The sequence below is a fragment of the Streptomyces sp. NPDC003720 genome (assembly GCF_042875075.1).
In the GTDB taxonomy this organism is placed as follows: domain Bacteria; phylum Actinomycetota; class Actinomycetes; order Streptomycetales; family Streptomycetaceae; genus Streptomyces.
The window spans coordinates 104,655-127,114 of record NZ_JBIANZ010000001.1 but is presented as its reverse complement, the minus strand read 5'-3'; the positions used below and the strand labels follow the sequence as shown (position 1 = coordinate 127,114).

Here is a 22,460-nt window from a genome sequence, read left to right as displayed (position 1 = left end):
GCGAGTGGTCAGACGGGGATCCTCGCGGCTGTGAGCCACCTGAGAACAGGGGAGGCGAGCCTTCTTTACCAATCCGATAAACGGATCGACGCGTCTCCTCAGCGGGACACCTGGGTGAGCAGGGCGAGCGCCTCGTCGAGCAGCCCCCGCAGTTTCAGTGCGTCGGGGGCCACGGCGCTGACGAGCACCGCCGGACCGGCGAGCGGCATCAGCGCCGCGCACTCCCCCAGCGCCCGGGCCGCGGGGAGCCGGTCCGCAAACTCGGGTCGCACCACGACCAGTTGCCCCACGGACCGGTGGCCGCCGAGCACGGCGGGGCCGTCCCAGCCGCCCGGTGCTCCGGGCCCGCAGCTCAGCTCCTGGTCCAGCAGGGTCCGGCCGGCATACCGCACGGTGAGCCGACTGGTGAGCCGTCCGGGTTCCTCTCCGGCCCGCCCCAGCACCTGCTCCTCGCGCAGCACGAGCCGTGCCCCGGCGCCGAGTTCGGCCCGGGTGGTGACGCGCAGGTCGCTGCCGCCGGCCGAGATGAGCTGCTCCGGCAGCCAGTCGAGCTCCGCTCCCCCGGCCACGTCGAGTCGGACGTCGTACCGCGCCTCGCCCTTGTGCTGGCCCGGCAGCGCGATGGTGGCGGCCGCCGAGCCGACGTGCAGCCGGGCGCCCTCGGCCACCCGCGCCCGCAGCGCGAAGCGGTCGCCGCCGAGCGGGCCGCTCATCGCGCCGACGACCATCACCCGCGCCTCGTCACCGCTCGCCCGGATCCGGCGCAGCGCGAGCGGGCCGGCGCCCTCCAGCACGGGCAGCGCGGTGCCGCCCCGCCCGTCGCCGCGGGCGACGATCCGCGCCCGGGCCCGGACCCCGGTCGCCGTCACGCCGTCCACGCGGCCAGCCGTCCCCGCACCCACGCGGCCACGTCCGACACTCCGGCCCCGCCCCGCAACGACTGCAGGACCACGGGGAGTTCGGCGCGCTGCGCCTTGGCGTCGGCGGCCATCCGGGCGAGGTCGGAGCCGACGTACGGCGCCAGGTCGGTCTTGTTGACGACGAGCAGGTCGGCGGTGGTGACGCCGGGGCCGCCCTTGCGCGGGATGTCGTCGCCGCCGGCCACGTCGATCACGAAGACCTGCGCGTCGACGAGGCCCTTGGAGAACGTGGCCGTGAGGTTGTCCCCGCCGGACTCCACGAGGATCAGGTCCAGCGGCCCGACCGCCTCCTCCAGGTCCTCCACCGCCTCGAGGTTGGCGGAGATGTCGTCGCGGATCGCGGTGTGCGGGCAGGCGCCGGTCTCCACGGCCGTGATCCGCTCGGGCGGCAGCACGGCCTCCCGGAGCAGGAACTCGGCGTCCTCGCGGGTGTAGATGTCGTTGGTGACGACGGCCAGCGAGAGCTCGTCCCGCAGGGCCCGGCAGAGCGCGGCGACGGTGGCGGTCTTCCCGGATCCGACCGGACCGCCCAGCCCGATGCGCAGGGCGCGCCGGGTCCCGTCGGGCCGTCGGGCGTCGGCGCTCACGGCGGAGGGACCGTGCGGCGAGTGGTCGAGGTGCATGTACGGCTCCTGTCTGGGACGCCTCGGGCGAGGGGCGGCGCCCTTCGCGGGCGGTGGGCGTGGTGGGCTCGGGCGTGGGGCGGGCAGGTCTGGCCAGGTTGGGCGTGGTGGGGGCCCGGCGTGACGGGCGTCGAGCGTGGCGGGAGGCGCGGTCCCTCAGGACGCGAACAGCCGTACGGGCCAGGCCGCGTGCCACTCGGCGCCGGCCTCCAGCAGCGGTCCGGACCCGGCCGGCAGCTCGTCGGCTCCCCCGCCGGGGACCCGCCGCGCCGCCGCCACCGCCCGGTCCACGACCCGGTCCAGCTCCGGCGCCAGCCGCGCCAGCACCCCGGTCGCGTCGAACGGGTCGAGGCTGAGCAGCCGGACCGTCGCCGTCGCCGGGCCGCTGACGCTCTCGTACGCCGCGCAGTACGCCGCGTCCGCGGGTTCGAGACCGGCCGCGCGGGCGGCGAGGCCGAGCACGACCGGCTGGTGCGCCCCCTTGGGGAACTCCGCCGCCAGTGCGTCGAGTTCGTCGCAGGGCCAGCAGGCCCGGGCGGCCCGCAGCAGCTGCCGTCCGAGCCGCCGTGCGGCGGCCCGCAGCGCGGGTGAGGGGGTGCGGGCGTCCGCGGCCGCGTCCAGTTCCCGTGGCTCGACGCCCAGGACGGCGGCCGCCGCGAGCGCGCCCGCGACCAGCCCGGCGGTGTGCAGACGTCCGCGGCAGAAGTCCTCCAGGCCGGCGGCGGAGGTGATCCGCCCCGCCTTCACGGCGGCCTCCGCCCCGCCGGAGTGCGCGTGCCCTCCGGCGGGGAACCGGCCGTCGGCCAGGACGAGCAGGGCTGCCCTGGACATCAGAAGAGGAAGTAACGCTGGGCCATGGGCAGTTCGGCGGCCGGAGTCGCCTCGACCAGCTCACCGTCGATGTGCACGGCGAAGCTGTCCGGGTCGACCCGCACCCGCGGCCGCGCGTCGTTCTCCCGCATGTCGGCCTTGGTGACCGACCGCGTCGAGTCGATGGCGGCGAACCGCTTGCCGAGCCCGAGCCGCTCCGGCAGCCCGTCCTCCATGGCGAGCGGCGCCACGAAGTTGACCGAGTTCCCGGCCGGCGCCCGTCCGATCGCCCCGTACATCGGCCGGGGCAGGACGGGCTGCGGGGTGGGGATGGAGGCGTTGGCGTCGCCCATCTGCGCGTAGGCGATCTGGCCGCCCTTGATGACAAGGAGCGGTTTGACGCCGAAGAACGCCGGCTCCCACAGCACCAGGTCGGCGAGCTTGCCGGTCTCCACCGACCCGATCTCCCGGGCGAGTCCCTGGGCGAGCGCGGGGTTGATCGTGTACTTGGCGACGTAGCGCCGCACCCGGTGGTTGTCCGCCCGGCCGTCGCCGGGCAGCGCGCCGCGCCGCCGCTTCATGACGTGGGCGGTCTGCCAGGTGCGCAGCACGACCTCGCCGACCCGGCCCATGGCCTGCGAGTCCGAGGAGATGATGGAGATCGCGCCGAGGTCGTGCAGGACGTCCTCGGCGCCGATGGTGGAGGGCCGGATACGGGACTCGGCGAAGGCCAGGTCCTCCGGGACCGCCGGGTTCAGGTGGTGGCAGACCATCAGCATGTCGAGGTGTTCCTCGGCGGTGTTGACGGTGAAGGGCCGGGTCGGGTTCGTCGAACTCGGCAGCACGTGCGGCTCGGAGACGACCGTCATGATGTCCGGCGCGTGCCCGCCGCCCGCGCCCTCGGTGTGGTAGGCGTGGATGCCCCGCCCGGCGATCGCGGCGAGCGTGTCGCCCACGAATCCGGCCTCGTTGAGGGTGTCGGTGTGGATGGCGACCTGGATGCCGGTCCGGTCGGCGACGGTCAGCGAGGCGTCGATGACGGCCGGGGTGGACCCCCAGTCCTCGTGCAGTTTGAGCCCGAGGGCGCCGCCGCGGATCTGGGAGAGCATCGCCTCGTGGGAGACGGTGTTCCCCTTGCCCAGCAGGCCGATGTTGAGCGGGTACTGCTCCATCGCGGCGAACATCCGGGCCAGGTGCCAGGGGCCGGGCGTCACGGTGGTCGCCTTGGAGCCCTCGGCGGGGCCGGTGCCGCCGCCGACCAGGGTGGTGATGCCGGCGGCCAGCGCCTCGTCGGCGACCTGCGGGCAGATGAAGTGCACATGGGCGTCGATCGCGCCGGCGGTGAGGATCCGCCCGTTGCCCGCGATGATCTCGGTCTCCGGGCCGATCACCAGGTCGGGGTGGACGCCGTCCATGGTGTCCGGGTTGCCGGCCTTGCCGATGCCGGTGACGCGGCCGTCGCGGATGCCGACGTCGGCCTTGACGACGCCCCAGTGGTCGACGACGACGACTCCGGTGATGACGGTGTCGGGGGTGCCCTCGGCGCGGGTGGCCCGGGACTGGCCCATGGACTCGCGGATGACCTTGCCGCCGCCGAAGACCGCCTCGTCCCCGGCGAGTCCGGGCCCGCCGGAGCGGTCCTCCTCGATCTCGATCAGCAGATCGGTGTCGGCCAGCCGGATGCGGTCGCCGGTGGTCGGGCCGAACAGGTCGGCGTACGCGGCGCGGGAGATCTCAGGCATCGAGGGCACCTCCGGTGGCGCCGCGCAGTCCGGGCACGATCCGGGCGCCGGCCAGGGGCACGAGTTCCACGGCGACGGGAATGCCGGGCTCGAAGCGCACGGCGGTGCCGGCGGCGACGTTCAGCCGCTTGCCGTGCGCGGCGGCGCGGTCGAACTCCAGGCCGGGGTTGGCCTCGGCGAAGTGGTAGTGGGAGCCGACCTGGACGGGCCGGTCGGCGGCGTTGAGGACGGTGAGGCGGGTGACCTCGCGGCCCTCGTTGCAGACGACGGGGCCGCCCGCGAACAGGATCTCTCCGGGAATCATCGCGGGCCCCCTCAGACGATCGGCTCGTGCACGGTGACGAGCTTGGTGCCGTCCGGGAAGGTGGCCTCGACCTGGACGTCGTGGATCATCTCCGGGATGCCGTCCATGACGTCGTCCCGGGTGAGGAGCTTGCGGCCGGACGCCATCAGCTCGGCGACGGTACGGCCGTCGCGTGCGCCCTCGAGGATGTGCGAGGTGATGAGGGCGACCGCCTCGGGGTGGTTGAGCTTCAGTCCGCGGGCCCTGCGCCTCTCGGCCACGTCGGCGGCCACATGGATCAGCAGCCGCTCTTGCTCGTGCGGGGTCAGTTGCACGTCCCACCTCACAGTCCTCGCTCCGGACCGTGCGGGGTCCGGTTGCCGCAGCCACCGCGACGGGGACAGATGTAACACACAGACAAATTGCCCCGATGGTGATCAACGCGGGCAGAAAAACCCCTGGTGGCGTGGATCGGCAGGCTAGTTCGCCGGAGTTTCAGCGACGTTAACCAGCCTTTGGCCGGCCCATGACCACTCGATGGACTCCCCCATACGCGGACGGTGACCGGCCCTCGGCGCGCGGGGCTAGGAGACGCCGGGCCCCCGGTGCTCGGCCGCGATGCCGAACCGCTGCCGCTCCCGGGCCGCGGGCGCCGCCTCGCGCACCTTGGACACGGAGCTGACGATCTCCTCCTCGGCCGGCTCCTCGGACGCCTCCAGCCGTTCCAGATCGACGGCCGAGACCAGCGCGACGAGCGGCTTGCCGTGCCGCGTCACGACGACGCGCTCACCGCCGTACACCACCCGGTTGATCAGGTCGGCGAACTCAGCCCTGGCTTGCGTCACCGGAATCTCATAGGCCATGCCCCCATCATAACGTCACGTACTTCCTGTACATTCTGTACAGACGCGGGACCGCCGGAGGTCCCGTCGTGAGGAGGGGTACGCCCATGGCTCGACCGTCCGCCCGCCACGTCCTGCCCGAGTTCACCGAGCGCACCGGCACGGGCGGGCACCGCACGCTCGATCCCTACTCGAAGCTGTTCGAGAGCCGGGTGATCTTCCTCGGCACCCCGCTCGACGACACCGCCGCGACCGACGTGATCACCCAGTTCATGCATCTCGAACACGCGGCGCCGGACCGGGACATCACGCTGTACCTCAACTGCCCGGGCGGCTCGTTCGGCGCCATGACCGCCGTCTACGACACGATGCGCTACGTCCACTGCGACGTGGAGACCTACTGCCTGGGCCAGGCCGCCTCGGTCGCCGCGGTCCTGCTCGCGGCCGGCGCCCCGGGCAAGCGCTTCATCCTGCCGGGGGCGCGGGTGGTGCTGGAGCAGCCCGCGCTGGCCGAGCCGGCCCACGGGCAGCCGAGCGACCTCCTCATCCAGGCCGGGGAACTGACCCGGGCACGGGCGCTGCTGGAGGAACTGCTGGTCCGGCACACCGGGCGCACGCCGGAGCAGGTCGGCCGGGACCTGGAGCGCGACCTGGTGCTGGACGCGCCGGGCGCGCTGGCGTACGGCCTGGTGGACGGCGTCGTGCCGAGCCGCAAGGCCGGTCCCGGCGCGGAGCGGGCGAGGTGACCCGCCGTGCTGCCGCCCGAGCTGCCGCCGCTGCCCGCGCTGACCAGGGCCGAGGGTGAGCTGATCGACCGTTACCTGGAGGCGGCCGACCTGCTCGGCCGGATCAACCCGGCGCGACCGGGAGACACCTACAGCGGGCTGCGCGCGGCGCAGGCCCTGGTGCGCAAGGCCGCCGAGCTGCGCGACGCGCTCGCCCTGATGCACCGGCGGGGCGAGACGGAGCTGCACGGGGACACGCTGGCACGGGCGCTGAGGGTGCTCGACGGCGAGCGCCGTACCGCGCGCGTCGTGCTCCCGCCCGATGGCGTGGGCTGACCCGGACGCCGGTTCCCGCGCCGGGTGGACCCGGTCGTCGACGGTCCGCCCGGCGTCGAGTTGAAACGGCCCGAACGACGTACCCCCGGCCGGAGTATCTCCGGGCTTTTTTTCTGACCCTCCGACTTGCGCGATCGGCCGCTCGGGGACCTGCCCGGAGGTGCTTCGTCCCAGGTCCGGGGCTACGCGCGGGAGTTGACGACGACTCGAACAGAGCAGTGTCCACCCGAACGGGTGAGTGGTGAGTAACGCCACAAATCCCCGGTTCCGTTGGGATTTTCGGACACCTGTGAGTGAAGATCCCTGTCTGACGACAAGCCCCCGCCACCGCGGCGGGGCGATCCGTGCGGACGCCGAGTCCTGCCGCCGCCCGGATGACCGGTCGACAGGAGTGGATCGGCAGGAGTGGAGGACCCAGGCAAGACGGGTCGCCGGGACGGACGTTCGTCGCAGACGGACGGTCGTGCCGAGCAGCCCTTGGGGTGAAGCCGCGGCAACGCGGCCGGGCCACTTCGCCAGCCCGAATCCGACAGGTCATCCTTCACAGGCGGCTGACGAAGGGTTGCGCATGACTGCGCTGAATCGTGTCCCGTCGATGATGGCCCGGGCCGGCACGGCCTCGGCTCTTACGCTTGCCGCGGTGGGCGGCTCCATCGCAGTGCCCGGCCTGGCCAACGAGGCCTCGGCCGCCACTCTGGCGACGAAGGCCCTGCACATCGCCGCCTCCAAGAAGGGCTCGCCTTACCAGTACGGGGCAACCGGTCCGCGCCGGTTCGACTGCTCGGGTCTGACGCTCTACTCGTTCAAGAAGGCGGGCAAGAAGCTGCCGCGCACGGCGGCCCAGCAGTACAACAGGACCCGCCATATCTCCGCCGGCCACCGCCGGGCCGGCGACCTGGTCTTCTTCCACTCCGGTTCCAGCGTTTACCACGTCGGCATCTACGCCGGGAAGGGCAAGATCTGGCACGCCCCGAAGACAGGGGCCGTGGTCCGGCTCGAGAAGATCTGGACCCGCAGCGTCTGGTACGGCCGGGTCAGCTGACCCCGCCCAGCCCCGGAACGGCTCCAGCAGCGGGGCCGCTCCCCCTGACCGTCGGCGCCGTCCCGGCGTCCGCCTGAAGCACGCGGGCGGCCCCGGGGCGGCGCAGCCGCGTCCGGGGCCCGTGCGGCACCGCGGGACGGCCCCGGGGCCGCGCACCGGGCCCCGGTTCGCCGGCTTTCAGGGAGGCTCCTCAGGGTTCCTGCTGTCCGGCCGCGGTGAGCCGCTCCCCCTGGTGGGTCCACGGCAGTTCGATCGACACCGTCTTGCCGCCCTCGCGGGTGGGCCGGACGCGGAGCCTGCCACCGCACTCGGCGGTGAGCCAGCGGATGATGACCATGCCCCGCCCGTTGTCCTGCTGGACGGCGGCGGGCAGTCTTTTGGGGAAGCGCGGATGACTGTCCGTGACGCCGATGCGCAGGCGTTCGTCACGGTCGAGCGCGATGTCGACCGTGAAGGTGGGTGACTGGCCGAAGGTGTGCTGCACGGCGTTGGTGGCGAGTTCGGAGACGATGAGGCGCACGGTGTCGGCCACTTCGGTGTCCGACGGCAGGCCCCACTCCGCGAGGGTGCTCAGTACGTAGGAACGGGCCGCGGAGACCGAGGCGGGATCGCTCGGCAGAGTGACGGATGCTTCCAGGTGGTCTGCCATGGCGACGTCGTCCCTTTCCCACGGGACCGCGGTCCGACGAGGAGCGGATGGTTCGAGTACGGTCCCGGACTGGTGCTTCGCCGTCAGACTGCCACCACCGGGCCGGTCAGGGGAGCGATCCACCAAGATATGCATATATCTGTCGCCCGAAGCGGTGAACTCTGCGACGCGCAACCGTATCCGGGCGGCCCGGAAGGAGTAAGGAGTTCCCATGCAGAACGGTCCCGCGGTGCGCCGCCGCAAACTGGGCGCCGAACTGCGCGCGCTGCGCACCGGGGCCGGGCTCACCAGTGGCGAGGCGGCCCTCCTGGTGGGCTGGCACCAGTCGAAGGTGAGCCGCATCGAGACCGGCGCCAGCGGGGTGAGACCGGCCGACGTGCGGTTACTCCTCGACGCCTACGAGGTGCGGGACCGGCAACTGCGCGACATGCTGCTGATGCTGACGGGCACGGAGGACGCGGGCGGCCGCAACCGCTGGTGGCACGCCTACCGGGGCGTCCTGCCGCCCACCTACCGCGACTTCATCAGCCTGGAGTCGCAGGCGAGCGGGATGCGCACCCTGGAGACCACGGTGGTTCCCGGCCTTCTGCAGACGCCCGAATACGCTCGCGCGGTGACCCGCGCGGCGGTGGAGGGCGTCGACGAGGAGCGGCTGGACGCGCTGGTGGAGGTGCGGCTGGCGAGGCAGGACGTGCTCCGGTCCGAGCCGCCGCTGGAGCTGACCGCGGTGCTGGACGAGGCGGTGCTGCGGCGCGAGGTGGGCGGTCCCGAGGTGATGGCGCGGCAACTGGAACGGCTGGTGGAGGCCGCTCGGCTGCCCCAAGTACGGCTCCAGGTACTGCCGTTCGCGGCGGGGGCGCATGTCGGCCTCACCGGGCCTTTCGTTATCTTCTCATTTCCGAGCACTTCTGATCTGGACGTAGTTGTTCTCGACCAGTTGACGAGTAGCCTCTACCTGGAACGGAAAGAAGACCTCATGGCCTATGCCGAGGCCTTCGACACCCTTCAGTTCCACGCCCTTTCACCCGAGGAATCGTTGGACTACATCGCCGGGATAGGTGACGGCGCGTAAGGAGGCACCATGACAGCTCTGCCTCGGAACGTCCCAGCCAGTACCGATCTGCACGACGTGCGGTGGCTGCGCAGCAGCTACAGCACCGGAGCGAACAACTGCGTGGAGACGGCCCGGCCGCACTCCGGCCCGTGCGCCGGACTGCTCGCCGTGCGCGACTCCAAGGCCCCCGCGGGACCCGCGCTGCTCTTCTCCCCCGGGAGCTGGGCGGGCTTCGTGGCCGCGCTCCGGTGACCGGGCCGGACCCGGCCTGAGAACCGGCCGGCGGACCGACCCCTACTGATCAGATCCGATCACTTTCGCCAGATGTGCGGCCGTGTCACGCCGACTCATGGTCGCGCCTCGCGAATCACACGTACAGCGCGTTCGATCTCGGCCCCGGACAGGTCCGCGCGGGCGGTCAGCCGCAGCCGTGAGATGCCGTCGGGCACGGAAGGAGGACGGAAGCAGCCCACGGCCAGGCCTGCCGTACGGCAGTCGGCCGCCCAGCGCACGGCCTGCTCCGGGGACGGAGCCCGCACGGAGACCACCGCGGCGTCCGGTCGCACCGCCTCCAGACCCGCGGCGGTCAGCCGTGCGTGCAGTTCGGCGGCGACCGCGCGGGCCCGCTCCGCCCGCGCCGGCTCGCGCCGCAGCAGCCGCAGCGCCGCGAGCGCGGCGCCCACGGCGGCGGGGGCCAGACCCGTGTCGAAGATGAAGGTGCGGGCCGCGTTGACCAGATGGGCGATGACCCGGGCCGGGCCGAGGACCACACCGCCCTGGCTGCCCAGCGACTTCGACAGCGTGGCGGTGACGACCACGTCGTCGGCGCCCGCCAGTCCGGCCGCGTACGGGGCGCCCCGGCCGCCGTCGCCCAGCACGCCGAGCCCGTGCGCGTCGTCAAGGACCAGCCCGGCGCCGTGCTCGCGGCACGCCTCGGCCAGTGCGGCCAGCGGCGCCGCGTCGCCGTCGACGGAGAACACCGTGTCGGAGACGGCGATCGCCGGACCGGGATGCGTGCCGAGCGCCTTGCGCGCGGCCTGCGGATCGGCGTGCCCGACCACCTGGGTGGCGCCCCGGGCGAGCCGGCAGCCGTCGATGAGCGAGGCGTGGTTGCCCGCGTCGGACACGATCAGGGACCCGTGCGGGCCCAGCGCGGTGACCGCGGCCAGGTTGGCGGCGTAGCCGGAGGAGAACACCAGGGCCGCCTCGAAGCCGCAGAAGTCGGCCAGTTCCCGCTCCAGCTCGGTGTGCAGCTCGGTGGTGCCGGTGACCAGCCGGGACCCGGTGGCCCCGCCGCCCCAGACGCGGGCGGCCGCGGCGGCCCCCTCGGCGACCTCCGGATGGTGGGCGAGACCCAGGTAGTCGTTGCTCGCCAGGTCCAGCAGCGGCGAGTCGGCCGGACGCGGGCGCAGGGTCCGTACGAGTCCGGCGCGGCGGCGCGCCTCGGCCTGCTCGTCGATCCAGCCGAACGCCATGGGTCCTCCGAGGCTTTTGTAGGTAGCGGACAGACACTAGCCGTACGGCCGCCCGCCCATGGTGTGGCAATACCCACACGGTGAACCGTCTCCGTTGTGCAAACTCTCCTTGGCCCGAGGCGGTCCCGTAGGACAGGATCGTGCCTCATGGACCTGCTGAACACGCTGGTGGACAAGGGGCTTCGGCGCGAGACGCCGACCCGCGACGAGGCTCTCGCCGTGCTCGCCACCTCCGACGACGACCTGCTCGATGTGGTGGCCGCGGCCGGCAAGGTGCGCCGGCACTGGTTCGGCCGGCGCGTGAAACTCAACTATCTGGTCAACCTCAAGTCCGGCCTGTGCCCCGAGGACTGCTCCTACTGCTCCCAGCGGCTCGGCTCCACCGCCGGCATCCTCAAGTACACCTGGCTCAAGCCCGGCGAGGCCTCCGAGGCCGCCGCCGCGGGCCTGGCGGGCGGCGCCAAGCGGGTCTGCCTGGTGGCGTCCGGGCGCGGCCCCACGGACCGGGACGTGGACCGGGTCTCCGAGACCATCCGGACCATCAAGGACCAGCACGAGAACGTCGAGGTGTGCGCCTGTCTCGGCCTGCTCTCCGACGGCCAGGCCGAGCGGCTGCGCGAGGCGGGCGCGGACGCCTACAACCACAACCTGAACACCTCCGAGGCCACGTACGGGGACATCACCACCACCCACACGTACGCCGACCGGGTGGACACGGTGAACAAGGCGCACGCGGCCGGGCTGTCCGCCTGCTCCGGGCTGATCGCCGGTATGGGTGAGAGCGACGAGGACCTGGTGGACGTCGTGTTCTCGCTGCGCGAGCTCGACCCCGACTCCGTTCCGGTGAACTTCCTGATCCCGTTCGAGGGAACCCCGCTCGCCAAGGAGTGGAACCTCACCCCGCAGCGCTGTCTGCGCATCCTCGCCATGGTCCGCTTCGTCTGCCCGGACGCCGAGGTGCGCATCGCGGGCGGCCGCGAGGTCCATCTGCGCACCATGCAGCCCCTGGCCCTGAACCTGGCCAACTCCATTTTCCTGGGCGACTACCTGACCAGCGAGGGCCAGGCGGGCAAGGCCGACCTGGAGATGATCGCGGACGCCGGGTTCGAGGTGGAGGGCGCCGAGCAGGTGACCCTGCCCGAGCACCGGGCGGCGGCCGCGGGCGGCTGCGGCTCCCACGAGGGCGCCGGGTGCGGATCGCGGGCGGAGGCCGGCTGCGGCTCGCACGCGGAGGCCGGCTGCGGCTCGCACGAGGGCGGTGGCGTCTGCGGTACGGCGCCCGCGCCGGAGCCGGCGGCGAACGAGGCGCGCACCGATCTCGTCGCCGTGCGCCGCCGGGGCGCCGGAACGGATCTCGCGCCCAATGCCTGACCTGCCCGGCCTGAGCGTGCCCGAGCTGCTGGAGCTGGACCGCCGGCACGTGTGGCATCCGTACGGTCCGATGCCCGGGCGCGGCGAACCGCTCGTCGTGGAGTCGGCGAGCGGGGTCCGGCTGCGCCCGGCCGACGGTTCGGGCGAGCTGGTCGACGGCATGTCCTCCTGGTGGTCGGCGATCCACGGCTACAACCACCCCGTCCTCAACGAGGCGGCCCGTGAGCAGCTCGGGCGGATGAGCCACGTCATGTTCGGCGGGCTCACGCACGAGCCCGCCGTCCGGCTCGCGAAGCTCCTTGTCGACATGTCTCCAGAGGGACTCGAGCACGTGTTCCTCGCCGACTCCGGCTCGGTGTCGGTCGAGGTCGCGGTGAAGATGTGCCTGCAGTACTGGCGTTCGCTCGGCCGCCCGGCCAAGCAGCGGCTGCTGACCTGGCGCGGCGGCTACCACGGGGACACCTGGAACCCGATGTCGGTGTGCGACCCCGACGGCGGGATGCACGGCCTGTGGGCCGGTGTGCTGCCGCGCCAGGTGTTCGCGGACGCCCCGCCGGCCGAGTACGAGGAGTCGTATGCGCTGCGGTTGCGGGAGCTGATCGGGCGGCACGCCGACGAACTGGCCGCGGTGATCGTGGAACCGGTGGTGCAGGGGGCCGGCGGGATGCGGTTCCACTCCCCCGCGTACCTGCGGGTGCTGCGCGAGGCCTGCGACGAGCACGGCGTGCTGCTGGTGTTCGACGAGATCGCCACCGGATTCGGGCGCACGGGCGAGCTGTTCGCGGCGGAGCACGCGGGTGTCACCCCGGACGTGATGTGCGTGGGGAAGGCGCTGACCGGCGGCTATCTCACCATGGCGGCCACGCTGTGCACCGCGCGGGTGGCCGACGGCATCTCGCGGGGCGAGGTGCCCGTCCTCGCCCACGGCCCGACCTTCATGGGCAACCCGCTGGCGGCGGCCGTGGCCTGCGCCTCGATCGGCCTGCTGCTCGGGCAGGACTGGCGGTCGGAGGTCCGGCGGATCGAGGCGGGCCTGCGGGCGGGCCTGGCGCCCGCCGCCGCGCTGCCCGGCGTGAAGGACGTCCGCGTCCTGGGCGCCATCGGCGTGGTGCAGCTCGACCACGAGGTCGACATGGCGGCGGCCACCCGGGCCGCCGTGCGGGAGGGCGTGTGGCTGCGCCCGTTCCGCGACCTGGTCTACACGATGCCGCCGTACGTCACCTCGGACGAGGACGTGGCACGGATCGCGCGCGCGGTGTGCGCCGCGGCGCGGGAGGGATGACATGCCGGTACTGGTGATCACGGGGACGGGCACGGAGGTCGGCAAGACCGTCACGACCGCGGCCGTCGCCGCCACGGCGCTCGCCGCCGGGCGTTCGGTGGCGGTGCTGAAGGCCGCGCAGACGGGTGTCCGGCCGGACGAGCGCGGCGACGCGGACGAGGTGGCCCGGCTGGCCGGACCGGTCACGGCCGGCGAACTGGCCCGTTTCCCCGAACCGTTGGCGCCGGGTACGGCGGCCCGCCGGGCGGGGATGGCGCCGGTGCATCCGCACGAGGTGGCCGAGGCCGCGGCGAAGCTGGCCACCGAGCACGATCTGGTGCTGGTCGAGGGGGCGGGCGGGCTGCTCGTCCGGTTCGACGCGGCGGGCGGGACCCTGGCGGACACGGCCCGGCTGCTGGACGCGCCGGTGCTGGTCGTCGCCTCGGCCGGGCTCGGCACGCTCAACACCACGGAGCTGACGGCACGTGAACTGCGGGCCCGCGAGCTGGATCTCGCCGGGATCGTGATCGGGAGCTGGCCCGACGAGCCGGATCTGGCCTGCCGCTGCAACGTGGCGGACCTGCCGGAGGTGGCGGGCGCCCCGCTGCTCGGTGCGCTGCCGGCCGGTGCGGGCGCGCTCCCGCCGGCCGCCTTCCGGGCCGCCGCGCCGGGCTGGCTGGCCGGGCGGCTGGACGGGACGTGGGACGCGGAGGCGTTCCGCATCCGGCAGGCGCCCTGAGGGACGGCCCCGCACGCCTCGCCGGCCGCTCATGACCATGGACGCGGCGGGGTGTGCCGGGGCTCCCCGGGGGAGAATCCCGGTAGGCCCTGCCCGGGAGGTTGCCATGCGGTTGTCGTCGGCCGGTTCCGGCACGGTGGCGCGGAGCCCCGTCCACCACCCGTTCTTCGCCCGTTCCTACGCCCGGCTCAGCGTGGGCGCCGAGACCCGGCTCGGGATGGCCGCGATCCGCGAGCGGCTGCTGGCCGGACTGTCCGGGCGGGTGATCGAGATCGGCGCCGGGAACGGGCTGAACTTCGGGCACTATCCCGGGGCGGTCGCGGAGGTCGTCGCGATCGAACCCGAGCCGCTGCTGCGGAAGCTGGCCCTGGAGTCGGCCCTGCGCGTCCAGGTGCCGGTCGACGTGGTGCCCGGGGTCGCGGAGGCGCTGCCGGTGAAGAGCGAGGCCTTCGACGCGGCCGTGCTGTCACTGGTGCTGTGCAGCGTGCGGGACGTGGCACGGGCGCTGGGCGAGGTGCGGCGGGTGCTCAGGCCGGGTGGCGAGGTGCGGTTCTTCGAGCACGGCCGGGGCGGCGGCCGGATGATGGTGCTGACCCAGCGCACCCTGGACCGCACCGTCTGGCCCGCGCTGAGCGGCGGCTGTCACCTGGCCCGCGACCCGGTCGCCGGGCTGCGGGACGCCGGGTTCGAACTGGGTCCGCAGCGGCGGATCCTGCTGCCCGAGCGGGGACCGCGGCTGCCCACCTCGTACTGCTCGCTGGGCACGGCCTGGCGGCCCGGGGAACCGGCCGGGCGCTGACCGCCGCGGGCGGCCCCGGCACCGGACGCCGGCACACGCGGCGGCGGGCCCGCTGGGCCGTACCGGGGACCGTGTCCCCTACACGGTGTGCGTGTCGTCGGCCCCGGGAGGGATACCGGCTGTGCAGCCGGTCACACTAGGCTCGGTCGGGACGAGGGAGTCGACGACCGGGAGGCGGTCTTGACCACACCTGCAGCGGAGCACGCACCGGGCCTGACGCCGGACGGCGGGATCGCGGCCCGCGCGCGAGGGCTGACCAAGGCGTACGGCTCGGGCGAGACAGCGGTGCTCGCCCTGGACTCGGTGGACGTGGACATCGCCCGCGGCCGGTTCACCGCCGTGATGGGCCCTTCGGGCTCGGGGAAGTCCACGCTGATGCACTGTCTCGCGGGCCTGGACGACGTGTCCGCCGGTCAGGTCTGGCTCGGCGACACCGAGATCACCGGCATGAAGGACCGGGAGCTGACCCGGCTGCGGCGGGACCGGGTCGGCTTCATGTTCCAGTCGTTCAACCTGATCCCGACGCTGACCGCGGCGGAGAACATCACGCTGCCGATGGACATCGCGGGCCGCAGACCCGATCAGGCCTGGCTCGACCAGGTCATCGACACCCTCGGGCTGCGCGGGCGGCTGTCCCACCGGCCGGCGCAGCTCTCGGGCGGTCAGCAGCAGCGGGTGGCGTGCGCGCGGGCGCTGGCCTCCCAGCCCGAGCTGATCTTCGCCGACGAGCCGACGGGCAACCTGGACTCGCGGGCGGGGCTCGAGGTGCTGGGCTTCCTGCGCAGCGCCGTCGACGATCTCGGGCAGACGGTCGTCATGGTCACCCACGACCCGGGCGCCGCGGCCCACTCCGACCTGGTGCTCTTCCTCGCCGACGGGCGGATCGTGGACGAGATGGCGCGTCCGACGGCCGACGCCGTGCTGGAGCGCATGAAGGCGTTCGACGTCGTGCGCGGGCGGCTCGGCGACGACGTCACCGCGCAGGAGGGCTGACCCCGGTGCTCCGGGCGACCCTGCGCGGTTTCCTCGCCCACAAGGGCCGGCTGGCGCTGTCCGCGCTGGCCGTCGTGCTGTCCGTGGCGTTCGTCGCGGGCAGTCTGATCTTCTCCGACACCGTCGGCCGCACCTTCGACCGGCTCTTCGCCTCCACCGCCGCCGACGTGACCGTGGAACCGAAGGAGGACCTGAGGTCCCCGGTGCCCGGCGGCGTGGTCCGGACCGTCCCGGCGGGCCTGACGGAGCGGATCGCGAAGGTGGCCGGGGTCGCCGCCGTGTACGCGGACGTCTCGGTGCGGAACGTGGTGGTCGTCGACCGCCACGACCGGTCCGTGGGGCCGGTCACCGGCGCCCCGACCGTCGCCGGCTCCTGGTACGCAACCCGCCGCAGCCCGGTGCGGCTGACCTCCGGTCACGCGCCGCACGGCGCGGACGAGGCGCTGCTCGACGCGGACACCGCCGGCAAGAGGCACGTGCGGATCGGCGACCCGCTGACGGTGCAGGCGCAGCCGGGTTCGTTCCGGGTCCGGGTCGTCGGCATCGTCACGTTCACCACCACCAACCCCGGCGCCGCCCGGGTGTTCCTGGACCCGGCGGTGGCCGGCCGGGTGCTGCTCGGCTCCGCGGACCGGGCCACCGGCGTCTCGGTGGACGCGGTGCAGGGCGTGACCGACACGGAGCTGAAGCACCGGGTCGGCGCGGCGGTCGGCACCGGGACCTACGACCTGCGGACCGCCGACGAGCAGGCCAAGTCGGCCGCGGCCGACCTCGGCGGCTTTCTCGACGTCGTCAAGTACGTGATGCTCGGCTTCGCCGGGATCGCCGTGCTCGTCGGCGTCTTCCTAATCGTCAACACGTTCTCCATGCTGATCGCCCAGCGCACCCGCGAACTGGGCCTGCTGCGGGCGCTGGGCGCGGACCGGCGGCAGGTGCGGCGGTCGGTGCTGACGGAGGCGGTGCTGCTCGGCGTCGCCGGCTCCACGCTCGGTCTGGCCGCCGGGATCGGCCTGGCGTTCGGTCTGATCCGGCTGATGGCCGCGTTCGGGATGAACCTGAAGGCCACCGAGATGGTCATCGGCTGGGGCACCCCGGTCGCCGCGTACGCGGTCGGCGTCGGCGTCACCTTCGTCGCCGCGTATCTGCCCGCGCGCCGGGCCGAGGCCGTCTCCCCGATGGCGGCACTGGCGGATGCCGAGGTGGCCGGTGCGGGCAGGCCGTTGCGGATCCGGGCGGTCACCGGGTCCGTGGTGGGGGTGGCCGGGGCGGCCGCGCTGGCCGGCTGCGCGGCGGCCACCCGGACCGCCCCGGCGGCCTCGCTGCTGGGCCTCGGCGTGGTGCTGACGCTGATCGCCACCGTGATCGCGGGGCCGCTGCTGGTGCGGCCGGTGATCCGGGTCCTCGGCGGCGCCTTCCCCGCCCTGTTCGGGCCCGTCGGCCGGATGAGCCAGCGCAACGCGCTCCGCAATCCGCGCCGCACCGGCGCCACCGCCGCCGCGCTGATGGTGGGCCTGGCCCTGGTCGGCGGCATGTCCGTGGCGAGCGCGTCGATGTCGGCGTCGTTCGACCGGCAGATCGACCGGACGCTCGGTGCCGACTTCATCGTGCAGGGCACCGAGTTCAGGGCGTTCACCAAGGACGTCACGGACGCCGTGGCCGGCACCCCGGGCGCCGGGCTCGTGGTGCGGCAGCGGATCGCCCCGATCGCCCTGCGGCTGCCCGACGGCAGGCGCGTCGAGACCACCGTCACCGGGTACGACCCCCGGCTCGACGACGTCGCCCACCTCACCTACGCCCGGGGCGGCTCGGCCGCGGCGCTGGCGCCCGGGCGGCTCGCCATGGACGCCGGCTTCGCCCGGGACCACCGGGTGCGGATCGGCACCGTGCTCCCGGTCGAGTTCCAGGGCGGCCGCCGTGCCCCGCTGACCGTGGGGGCCCTGACCGACCAGGAGGGCTCGCAGGCCTTCGGGTCGCAGGGCGGTGTCCTCCTCGGCCTCGCGACGCTCGGCGAGTACGTGCCGGACGGGCAGGACTCCGCGCTCTACGTCAACGCGGCTCCCGGCACCGGTACCCGGGAGCTGCGCGCGGGCCTCGAACGCTCGCTCAAGCCGTTCCCGCAGGTCCAGGTGCGCGACCAGGCCGACTACAAGAAGCTCGTGCACGACCAGGTCGCGGTGCTGCTGTACCTCGTGTACGCGCTCCTCGGACTGGCGATCGTCATCGCCGTGCTGGGCGTGGTCAACACCCTCGCCCTGTCCGTGGTGGAGCGCACCCGGGAGATCGGGCTGCTGCGCGCCATCGGGCTGAGCCGTCGGCAGCTGCGCCGGATGATCCGGCTGGAGTCGGTGGTGATCGCGGTGTTCGGGGCGGTCCTCGGACTGGGGCTCGGACTGGTGTGGGGCGTCTGCATGCAGCGGGTGCTGGCCCTGCAGGGCATGACCGCGCTCGCCATCCCGTGGGGCACCGTCGTCGCGGTCGTGATCGGCGCGGCGGTGGTCGGCATCGTGGCGGCCCTGCTGCCGGCACTGCGGGCGTCCCGCATGAACGTACTCACGGCGATCGCCCACGAGTGAGGCGGCCCTCGCGGGGCGGCTGGATGCTCGCTCGTCGTGTGAGACGGGCATCCCCCCGCGGGCGGCGCGGGCTTCTCAGTGAGGCGGCGGAAGGCGTGGTGGAATCTAGTCGCCAGGTTCAAGTCACCCGCCGTCGAGGAGAGTTCATGCCGCGCCCGTTCCGTTTCGGGGTCAATCTGCTCGCTCCCTCGCCCGCCGCCGAGTGGCGGGCCACGTGCCGTCGCGCCGAGGAGCTGGGATACGACGTGATCCTGGTCCCCGACCACCTCGGCATGGTCGCGCCGTTCCCCGCGCTGGTGGCGGCCGCCGAGGCCACCGAGCGGCCACGGCTCGGCACGTTCGTGCTCAACGCGGGCTTCTGGAACCCCGCGCTGCTGGCACGCGAGGTCGCGACCACCGACGCGCTCACCGGCGGACGGCTCGAACTCGGCCTCGGCACCGGCTACGTCGAGGCCGAGCACGAGGCGGCCGGACTGCCGTACGGCTCCCCGCGCGAACGGGTGGACCACCTGCGGCGCACGGTCCTGGAGCTGGACCGGCTGCTCGGCTCGCCGGAGCACCGGCCGGAGCCCGAGCAGCGCCGGGTGCCCCTGCTGATCGGCGCCAACGGGGACCGCATGCTGCGGCTGACCGCCGAGCGCGCGGACATCGCGGCGTTCACCGGAGCCCGGCCGGGACGCACCGCGGGGACGCTGGAGCCGCTGACGGCCGGCGAACTGGACGAGCGGGTGGCCCGCTACCGGGAGCACGCGGCGGGCCGGGCCGAGGAGGCCGAGCTGAACCTGCTCATCCAGCTCGTCGCCGTCACCGACGACCCGGAACCGGTCCTCAAGCCCCTTCTCGAGCGCCAGCCGCAGCTCAGCCTGGAGGATGCGCTGGCCCTGCCCATCGTGCTGGTCGGCCCGCTCGATCAGCTCGTGGAGCGGGTGCGGGCGCAGCGCGAGCGCTTCGGATTCTCGTACCTGACGGTCCTGGAGCCGTCGATGGAGGCGTTCGCCCCGGTGCTGGCCCGGTTGCGCGAGGAGTCCGCATGATGGAATTCCGGGGCGGAAGTGCCGTCGTGTGATGGGGTCCTCGCATGACCGGACTCCGCCTGCGCCCCGCCCTGCCCGCCGACCTGGACGCCGTTCTCGCGTTCTGGCGAACGGCCGCCGAGGGCACCAGCATCAGTGACGACCGCGACGGGGTGGAGCGGCTGGTGGCCCGCGATCCCGGGGCGCTGATCCTCGCCGAGTCGGAGGGCGAGCTGGTCGGCACGGTGATCGCCGGGTTCGACGGCTGGCGCTGCCATCTGTACCGGCTCGCGGTGTGTCCCGGGCGGCGGCGGCAGGGCGTCGGCTCGGCGCTGCTGGCCGCCGCCGAGGAGCGGTTCGCGGCGCTCGGCGGGCGGCGCGCGGACGCGATGGTGCTGGTCCGCAACGAGAGCGCGCACCACGCGTGGCGGGCCGCCGGGTACGGGCCCGAGGAGCGGTGGCGGCGCTGGGTGAAGCCGCTCGCGGGCTGACCGACTCCCGGCCGCTCGCCGGCCGGTCCACGGCGGCTCGCCGGCCGCGGTCCACGGCGGCTCGCCGACCGGTCTCCAGCGGCTTCCGGACCGGGTTCCGCCCCTGTTCGGCCCCGCGTCCCGCCGTTCACTGACCGCACTCCCAGGACTCTTTGCCCATCCTTTACTCTTGAGGGAGCACTCGGCCCTCCATGAAAGGTTGTGAGAGTCCGCCCATGGGCGATCCTCCCAGTCCGCGACACCGCGCGTTCCGCCGCGCCCTGCCCGATCATGGGACGGGGGTGACCCGATGACCGAAGTGCTGCTCCTCCTGCTGGCGATCCTGCTCGCCGTGGCGTGCGGCGCCTTCGTCGCGGCCGAGTTCTCGCTGACCACCGTCGAGCGCGGCGAGCTGGAACGGGCCGCCGAACGCGGCGAGCGGGGCGCCGCCGGCGCCCTGAAGGCCGTACGGAACCTGACCTTCCAGCTCTCCGGCGCACAGCTCGGCATCACCGTCACCAACCTGGTGGTCGGCATGCTCGCCGAGCCGTCCATCGCCAAGCTCCTCGCCGGCCCCTTCGAGGCGCTCGGCCTGTCCGCCACCACGGCGAGTTCGGTCGCGCTGGTGGTGGGCACGGCCCTGTCCACGGTGTTCCTGATGGTGGTCGGCGAGCTGGTGCCGAAGAACTGGGCGATCTCCTCGCCGCTGGCCGTGGCCAAACGGGTGGGCAACGCGCAGCGCTGGTTCAGCGCCGCCTTCCGCCCCTTCATCACGCACCTGAACAACATGGCCAACCGGGTGGTGCGCCGGATCGGCGTCGAGCCCGCCGAGGAGCTGGCCTCCGCGCGCGGACCGCAGGAGCTCGCGGCCCTCGCCCGGCACTCAGCGAAGGCGGGCGCGCTGGAGGCGGACACCGCCGAGCTGTTCGTCCGGACGCTGAACCTGGCCGACCTGACCGCGGAGAACGTGATGACCCCGCGCGTCCAGGTCGTCGCCCTCGACGCCCAGGCGACCTGCGAGGACGTCGCGAACGCGACCCGGGCGACGGGCCTGTCCCGCTTCCCGGTCTACCGGGGCAGCCTCGACTCGGTCGTGGGCGTCGCCCACATCAAGGACGTCCTGGCCATGCCCGCCGACCAGCGCACCCGCCGCTCCGTCGGCCAGGTGATGCGCGAGCCGCTGATGGTGCCCGAGTCGCTCACCGTGGACCGGCTGCTGGACCGGCTGTCCGGCAAGCGCACCATGGCCGTCGTCATCGACGAGTACGGCGGCACGGCCGGCGTGGCCACGCTGGAGGACATCGTCGAGGAGGTCGTCGGCGAGGTGCGGGACGAGCACGACCCGCACGAGACGCCCGACCTCGCCCCCGCGGGGGCCGACGCCGAGGGCCGGGCCCTGTACTCGGCGGACGGCGCCGCCCGCACCGACCAGCTCGCGCGGGTGGGCCTGCGGGCGCCCGAGGGGCCGTACGAGACGCTGGCCGGCCTCGTCGCCGCCGAGCTGGGCCGCATACCCAGCGTCGGGGACACCGTCGAGGTGGCCGGGTGGCGGCTGGACGTGGTGGACGCCTCGGGGCGCCGCGCCGCCCGGGTGCTGCTGCACGCACCGCTGGACGACGAGGAGCACGACCGCCGGACGGAGGGGGCGCGATGACCGCCGTACAACTGCTGATCGGTCTGGCGACCCTGGTCGTCAACGCCTTCTTCGTGGGCGCCGAGTTCGCGCTGATCTCGGTGCGCCGCTCGCAGATCGAGCCGCTCGCCCAGGAGGGCGACCGGCGCGCGAAGAGCGTGCTGTGGGGCCTGGAGCACGTGTCCGCGCTGCTGGCCGCCGCCCAGCTCGGCATCACGCTGTGCACGCTGGTCCTCGGTGTGGTCGCCGAGCCGGCGATCGCGCACCTGCTGGAGCCGGTGTTCCACGCGGTCGGCGTGTCCGCGGGCGTGGGCCACGCGGTGTCCTTCGTGATCGCGCTGAGTCTGGCCACCTATCTGCACATGCTGCTGGGCGAGATGGTGCCCAAGAACATCTCGCTCGCCGAACCCGTGCGCAGCGCGCTGCTACTCGGCCCGCCGCTGGTCGCGCTCTCCCGGGCGCTGCGCCCGGTGATCTTCGCGATCAACGCCTTCGCGAACGGGCTGCTGAGGCTGCTCAGGGTGGAGGCGAAGGACGAGGTGTCGGCGACCTTCACGGACACCGAACTCGCCGAGATCGTCAAGGACGCCAGTGAGGCGGGCCTCATCGACGGCCGGGCGCAGGAGCGGCTGCACGACGCCCTGGAGCTGGGCCGCCGCCCGGTGAAGGACGTCGTCGTCCCGCTCCGGCGGGTGGTCTACGCGCGCGTGGGCGTCACCCCCGAGCAGTTGGAGCGGCTGTCGGCCGAGTCCGGCTTCTCCCGGTTCCCCGTGGTCGACGAGGGTCGCCGGATCGTCGGCTACCTGCACGTCAAGGACGCGCTGGACGCCCTGCCCCGGGACCTGCCGTTCCGGCTGCGGGACATGCGGCCCATCGCGCGCGTCCGGGAGAGCACACCGCTGGACGACGTGCTCACCGCGATGCGCGGCAGCCGTACCCACGTGGCGGGCGTGCTCGGCGACGACGGCCGGCTGGCGGGCCTCGTGACCATGGAGGACGTCCTGCGGGAGCTGTTCGGGCAGCCCGCCTGAGTCCCTGCCGCCGGTCGCCCTCCGGCCCGCCCGGAGCGGGCCGGAGGGCGACCGACCGACGGGTATGGAACCGGGT

The 22,460-nt window shown here is 73.6% G+C and carries 24 protein-coding genes and 1 riboswitch; of the genes, 15 read left to right on the top strand and 9 right to left on the bottom strand.

Annotated elements, in window-relative coordinates:
* Positions 1-98: 98 nt before the first annotated feature.
* From ACFYU0_RS00645 to ACFYU0_RS00615, 7 genes are all read right to left on the bottom strand, one after another.
* Positions 99-878, bottom strand: coding sequence for an urease accessory protein UreD (locus ACFYU0_RS00645; RefSeq protein WP_351668621.1), 780 nt, complete (start codon positions 876-878; stop codon positions 99-101).
* Positions 866-1,543, bottom strand: a complete 678-nt coding sequence (gene ureG, locus ACFYU0_RS00640; protein ID WP_389296778.1) for an urease accessory protein UreG — start codon at positions 1,541-1,543, stop codon at positions 866-868. Before ureG ends, ACFYU0_RS00645 begins: the two co-directional genes overlap by 13 nt.
* A gap of 156 nt (positions 1,544-1,699) precedes the next feature.
* Complete coding sequence (locus ACFYU0_RS00635; RefSeq protein WP_351668625.1) at positions 1,700-2,374, bottom strand: urease accessory UreF family protein; 675 nt, start codon at positions 2,372-2,374, stop codon at positions 1,700-1,702.
* On the bottom strand, positions 2,374-4,095 hold the full coding sequence (locus ACFYU0_RS00630) for an urease subunit alpha (protein ID WP_389296777.1): 1,722 nt from the start codon (positions 4,093-4,095) through the stop codon (positions 2,374-2,376). Before ACFYU0_RS00630 ends, ACFYU0_RS00635 begins: the two co-directional genes overlap by 1 nt.
* Positions 4,088-4,399, bottom strand: a complete 312-nt coding sequence (locus ACFYU0_RS00625) for an urease subunit beta (protein ID WP_389296775.1) — start codon at positions 4,397-4,399, stop codon at positions 4,088-4,090. The genes ACFYU0_RS00630 and ACFYU0_RS00625 overlap by 8 nt, the downstream gene beginning before the upstream one ends.
* Before the next feature lie 11 nt (positions 4,400-4,410).
* Positions 4,411-4,713, bottom strand: coding sequence for an urease subunit gamma (locus tag ACFYU0_RS00620; RefSeq protein WP_351668630.1), 303 nt, complete (start codon positions 4,711-4,713; stop codon positions 4,411-4,413).
* Between the two features lie 249 nt (positions 4,714-4,962).
* Complete coding sequence (locus tag ACFYU0_RS00615) at positions 4,963-5,241, bottom strand: type II toxin-antitoxin system Phd/YefM family antitoxin (protein ID WP_389296773.1); 279 nt, start codon at positions 5,239-5,241, stop codon at positions 4,963-4,965.
* Between the two features lie 86 nt (positions 5,242-5,327).
* On the opposite strand from ACFYU0_RS00615, the gene ACFYU0_RS00610 reads away from it, so the two are divergent.
* The 3 genes from ACFYU0_RS00610 to ACFYU0_RS00600 all read left to right on the top strand — a co-directional run bounded on the left by ACFYU0_RS00610 (position 5,328) and on the right by ACFYU0_RS00600 (position 7,323).
* Positions 5,328-5,966, top strand: a complete 639-nt coding sequence (locus ACFYU0_RS00610) for an ATP-dependent Clp protease proteolytic subunit (RefSeq protein WP_351668634.1) — start codon at positions 5,328-5,330, stop codon at positions 5,964-5,966.
* 6 nt (positions 5,967-5,972) lie between these two features.
* Positions 5,973-6,281 carry a hypothetical protein gene (locus ACFYU0_RS00605; protein WP_351668636.1) on the top strand — a complete coding sequence of 103 codons (309 nt, stop codon included), beginning with the start codon at positions 5,973-5,975 and terminating at the stop codon, positions 6,279-6,281.
* A 341-nt stretch (positions 6,282-6,622) separates the two neighbouring features.
* Positions 6,623-6,846: riboswitch (cyclic di-AMP (ydaO/yuaA leader) on the top strand.
* Positions 6,847-6,849: 3 nt separating this feature from the next.
* Positions 6,850-7,323, top strand: coding sequence for a C40 family peptidase (locus tag ACFYU0_RS00600; RefSeq protein WP_351668638.1), 474 nt, complete (start codon positions 6,850-6,852; stop codon positions 7,321-7,323).
* 190 nt (positions 7,324-7,513) lie between these two features.
* Here ACFYU0_RS00600 and ACFYU0_RS00595 read toward each other — a convergent pair whose 3' ends face one another.
* Entirely contained in the window at positions 7,514-7,972 is a 459-nt protein-coding gene (locus ACFYU0_RS00595; RefSeq protein WP_389296771.1) for an ATP-binding protein, read from the bottom strand.
* 211 nt (positions 7,973-8,183) lie between these two features.
* Here ACFYU0_RS00595 and ACFYU0_RS00590 point away from each other — a divergent pair, with 211 nt between their 5' ends.
* Complete coding sequence (locus tag ACFYU0_RS00590; RefSeq protein ID WP_351668642.1) at positions 8,184-9,044, top strand: helix-turn-helix transcriptional regulator; 861 nt, start codon at positions 8,184-8,186, stop codon at positions 9,042-9,044.
* A gap of 9 nt (positions 9,045-9,053) precedes the next feature.
* The gene (locus tag ACFYU0_RS00585; RefSeq protein ID WP_351668644.1) at positions 9,054-9,278 is read left to right on the top strand and encodes a DUF397 domain-containing protein; all 225 of its coding nucleotides are present in this window, start codon (positions 9,054-9,056) and stop codon (positions 9,276-9,278) included.
* A gap of 95 nt (positions 9,279-9,373) precedes the next feature.
* On the opposite strand, the gene ACFYU0_RS00580 is transcribed toward ACFYU0_RS00585, so the two are convergent.
* A complete protein-coding gene (locus ACFYU0_RS00580; RefSeq protein ID WP_351668646.1) occupies positions 9,374-10,501 on the bottom strand; it encodes an 8-amino-7-oxononanoate synthase in 1,128 nt (375 codons plus the stop codon).
* 147 nt (positions 10,502-10,648) lie between these two features.
* Between ACFYU0_RS00580 and bioB the strand changes: the two genes are divergently transcribed.
* From bioB to ACFYU0_RS00530, 10 genes are all read left to right on the top strand, one after another.
* A complete protein-coding gene (bioB, locus tag ACFYU0_RS00575; protein ID WP_351668648.1) occupies positions 10,649-11,872 on the top strand; it encodes a biotin synthase BioB in 1,224 nt (407 codons plus the stop codon).
* Positions 11,865-13,154: an adenosylmethionine--8-amino-7-oxononanoate transaminase gene (locus tag ACFYU0_RS00570; RefSeq protein ID WP_389296769.1), complete on the top strand. Its 1,290-nt coding sequence runs from the start codon at positions 11,865-11,867 to the stop codon at positions 13,152-13,154. Before bioB ends, ACFYU0_RS00570 begins: the two co-directional genes overlap by 8 nt.
* 1 nt (position 13,155) lies before the next feature.
* Positions 13,156-13,872, top strand: a complete 717-nt coding sequence (gene bioD, locus ACFYU0_RS00565; RefSeq protein WP_351668652.1) for a dethiobiotin synthase — start codon at positions 13,156-13,158, stop codon at positions 13,870-13,872.
* A 106-nt stretch (positions 13,873-13,978) separates the two neighbouring features.
* Entirely contained in the window at positions 13,979-14,671 is a 693-nt protein-coding gene (locus ACFYU0_RS00560; protein ID WP_389296768.1) for a class I SAM-dependent methyltransferase, read from the top strand.
* Between the two features lie 180 nt (positions 14,672-14,851).
* Complete coding sequence (locus ACFYU0_RS00555; RefSeq protein WP_351668656.1) at positions 14,852-15,664, top strand: ABC transporter ATP-binding protein; 813 nt, start codon at positions 14,852-14,854, stop codon at positions 15,662-15,664.
* A 5-nt stretch (positions 15,665-15,669) separates the two neighbouring features.
* On the top strand, positions 15,670-18,237 hold the full coding sequence (locus ACFYU0_RS00550) for an ABC transporter permease (protein ID WP_389296767.1): 2,568 nt from the start codon (positions 15,670-15,672) through the stop codon (positions 18,235-18,237).
* A gap of 146 nt (positions 18,238-18,383) precedes the next feature.
* The gene (locus ACFYU0_RS00545) at positions 18,384-19,271 is read left to right on the top strand and encodes an LLM class F420-dependent oxidoreductase (RefSeq protein WP_389296765.1); all 888 of its coding nucleotides are present in this window, start codon (positions 18,384-18,386) and stop codon (positions 19,269-19,271) included.
* Positions 19,272-19,315: 44 nt separating this feature from the next.
* Positions 19,316-19,741 carry a GNAT family N-acetyltransferase gene (locus tag ACFYU0_RS00540; protein ID WP_351668662.1) on the top strand — a complete coding sequence of 142 codons (426 nt, stop codon included), beginning with the start codon at positions 19,316-19,318 and terminating at the stop codon, positions 19,739-19,741.
* Positions 19,742-20,030: 289 nt separating this feature from the next.
* Positions 20,031-21,374 carry a hemolysin family protein gene (locus ACFYU0_RS00535; RefSeq protein WP_351668664.1) on the top strand — a complete coding sequence of 448 codons (1,344 nt, stop codon included), beginning with the start codon at positions 20,031-20,033 and terminating at the stop codon, positions 21,372-21,374.
* Positions 21,371-22,384: a hemolysin family protein gene (locus ACFYU0_RS00530; RefSeq protein ID WP_351668666.1), complete on the top strand. Its 1,014-nt coding sequence runs from the start codon at positions 21,371-21,373 to the stop codon at positions 22,382-22,384. The genes ACFYU0_RS00535 and ACFYU0_RS00530 overlap by 4 nt, the downstream gene beginning before the upstream one ends.
* Positions 22,385-22,460 lie beyond the last annotated feature (76 nt).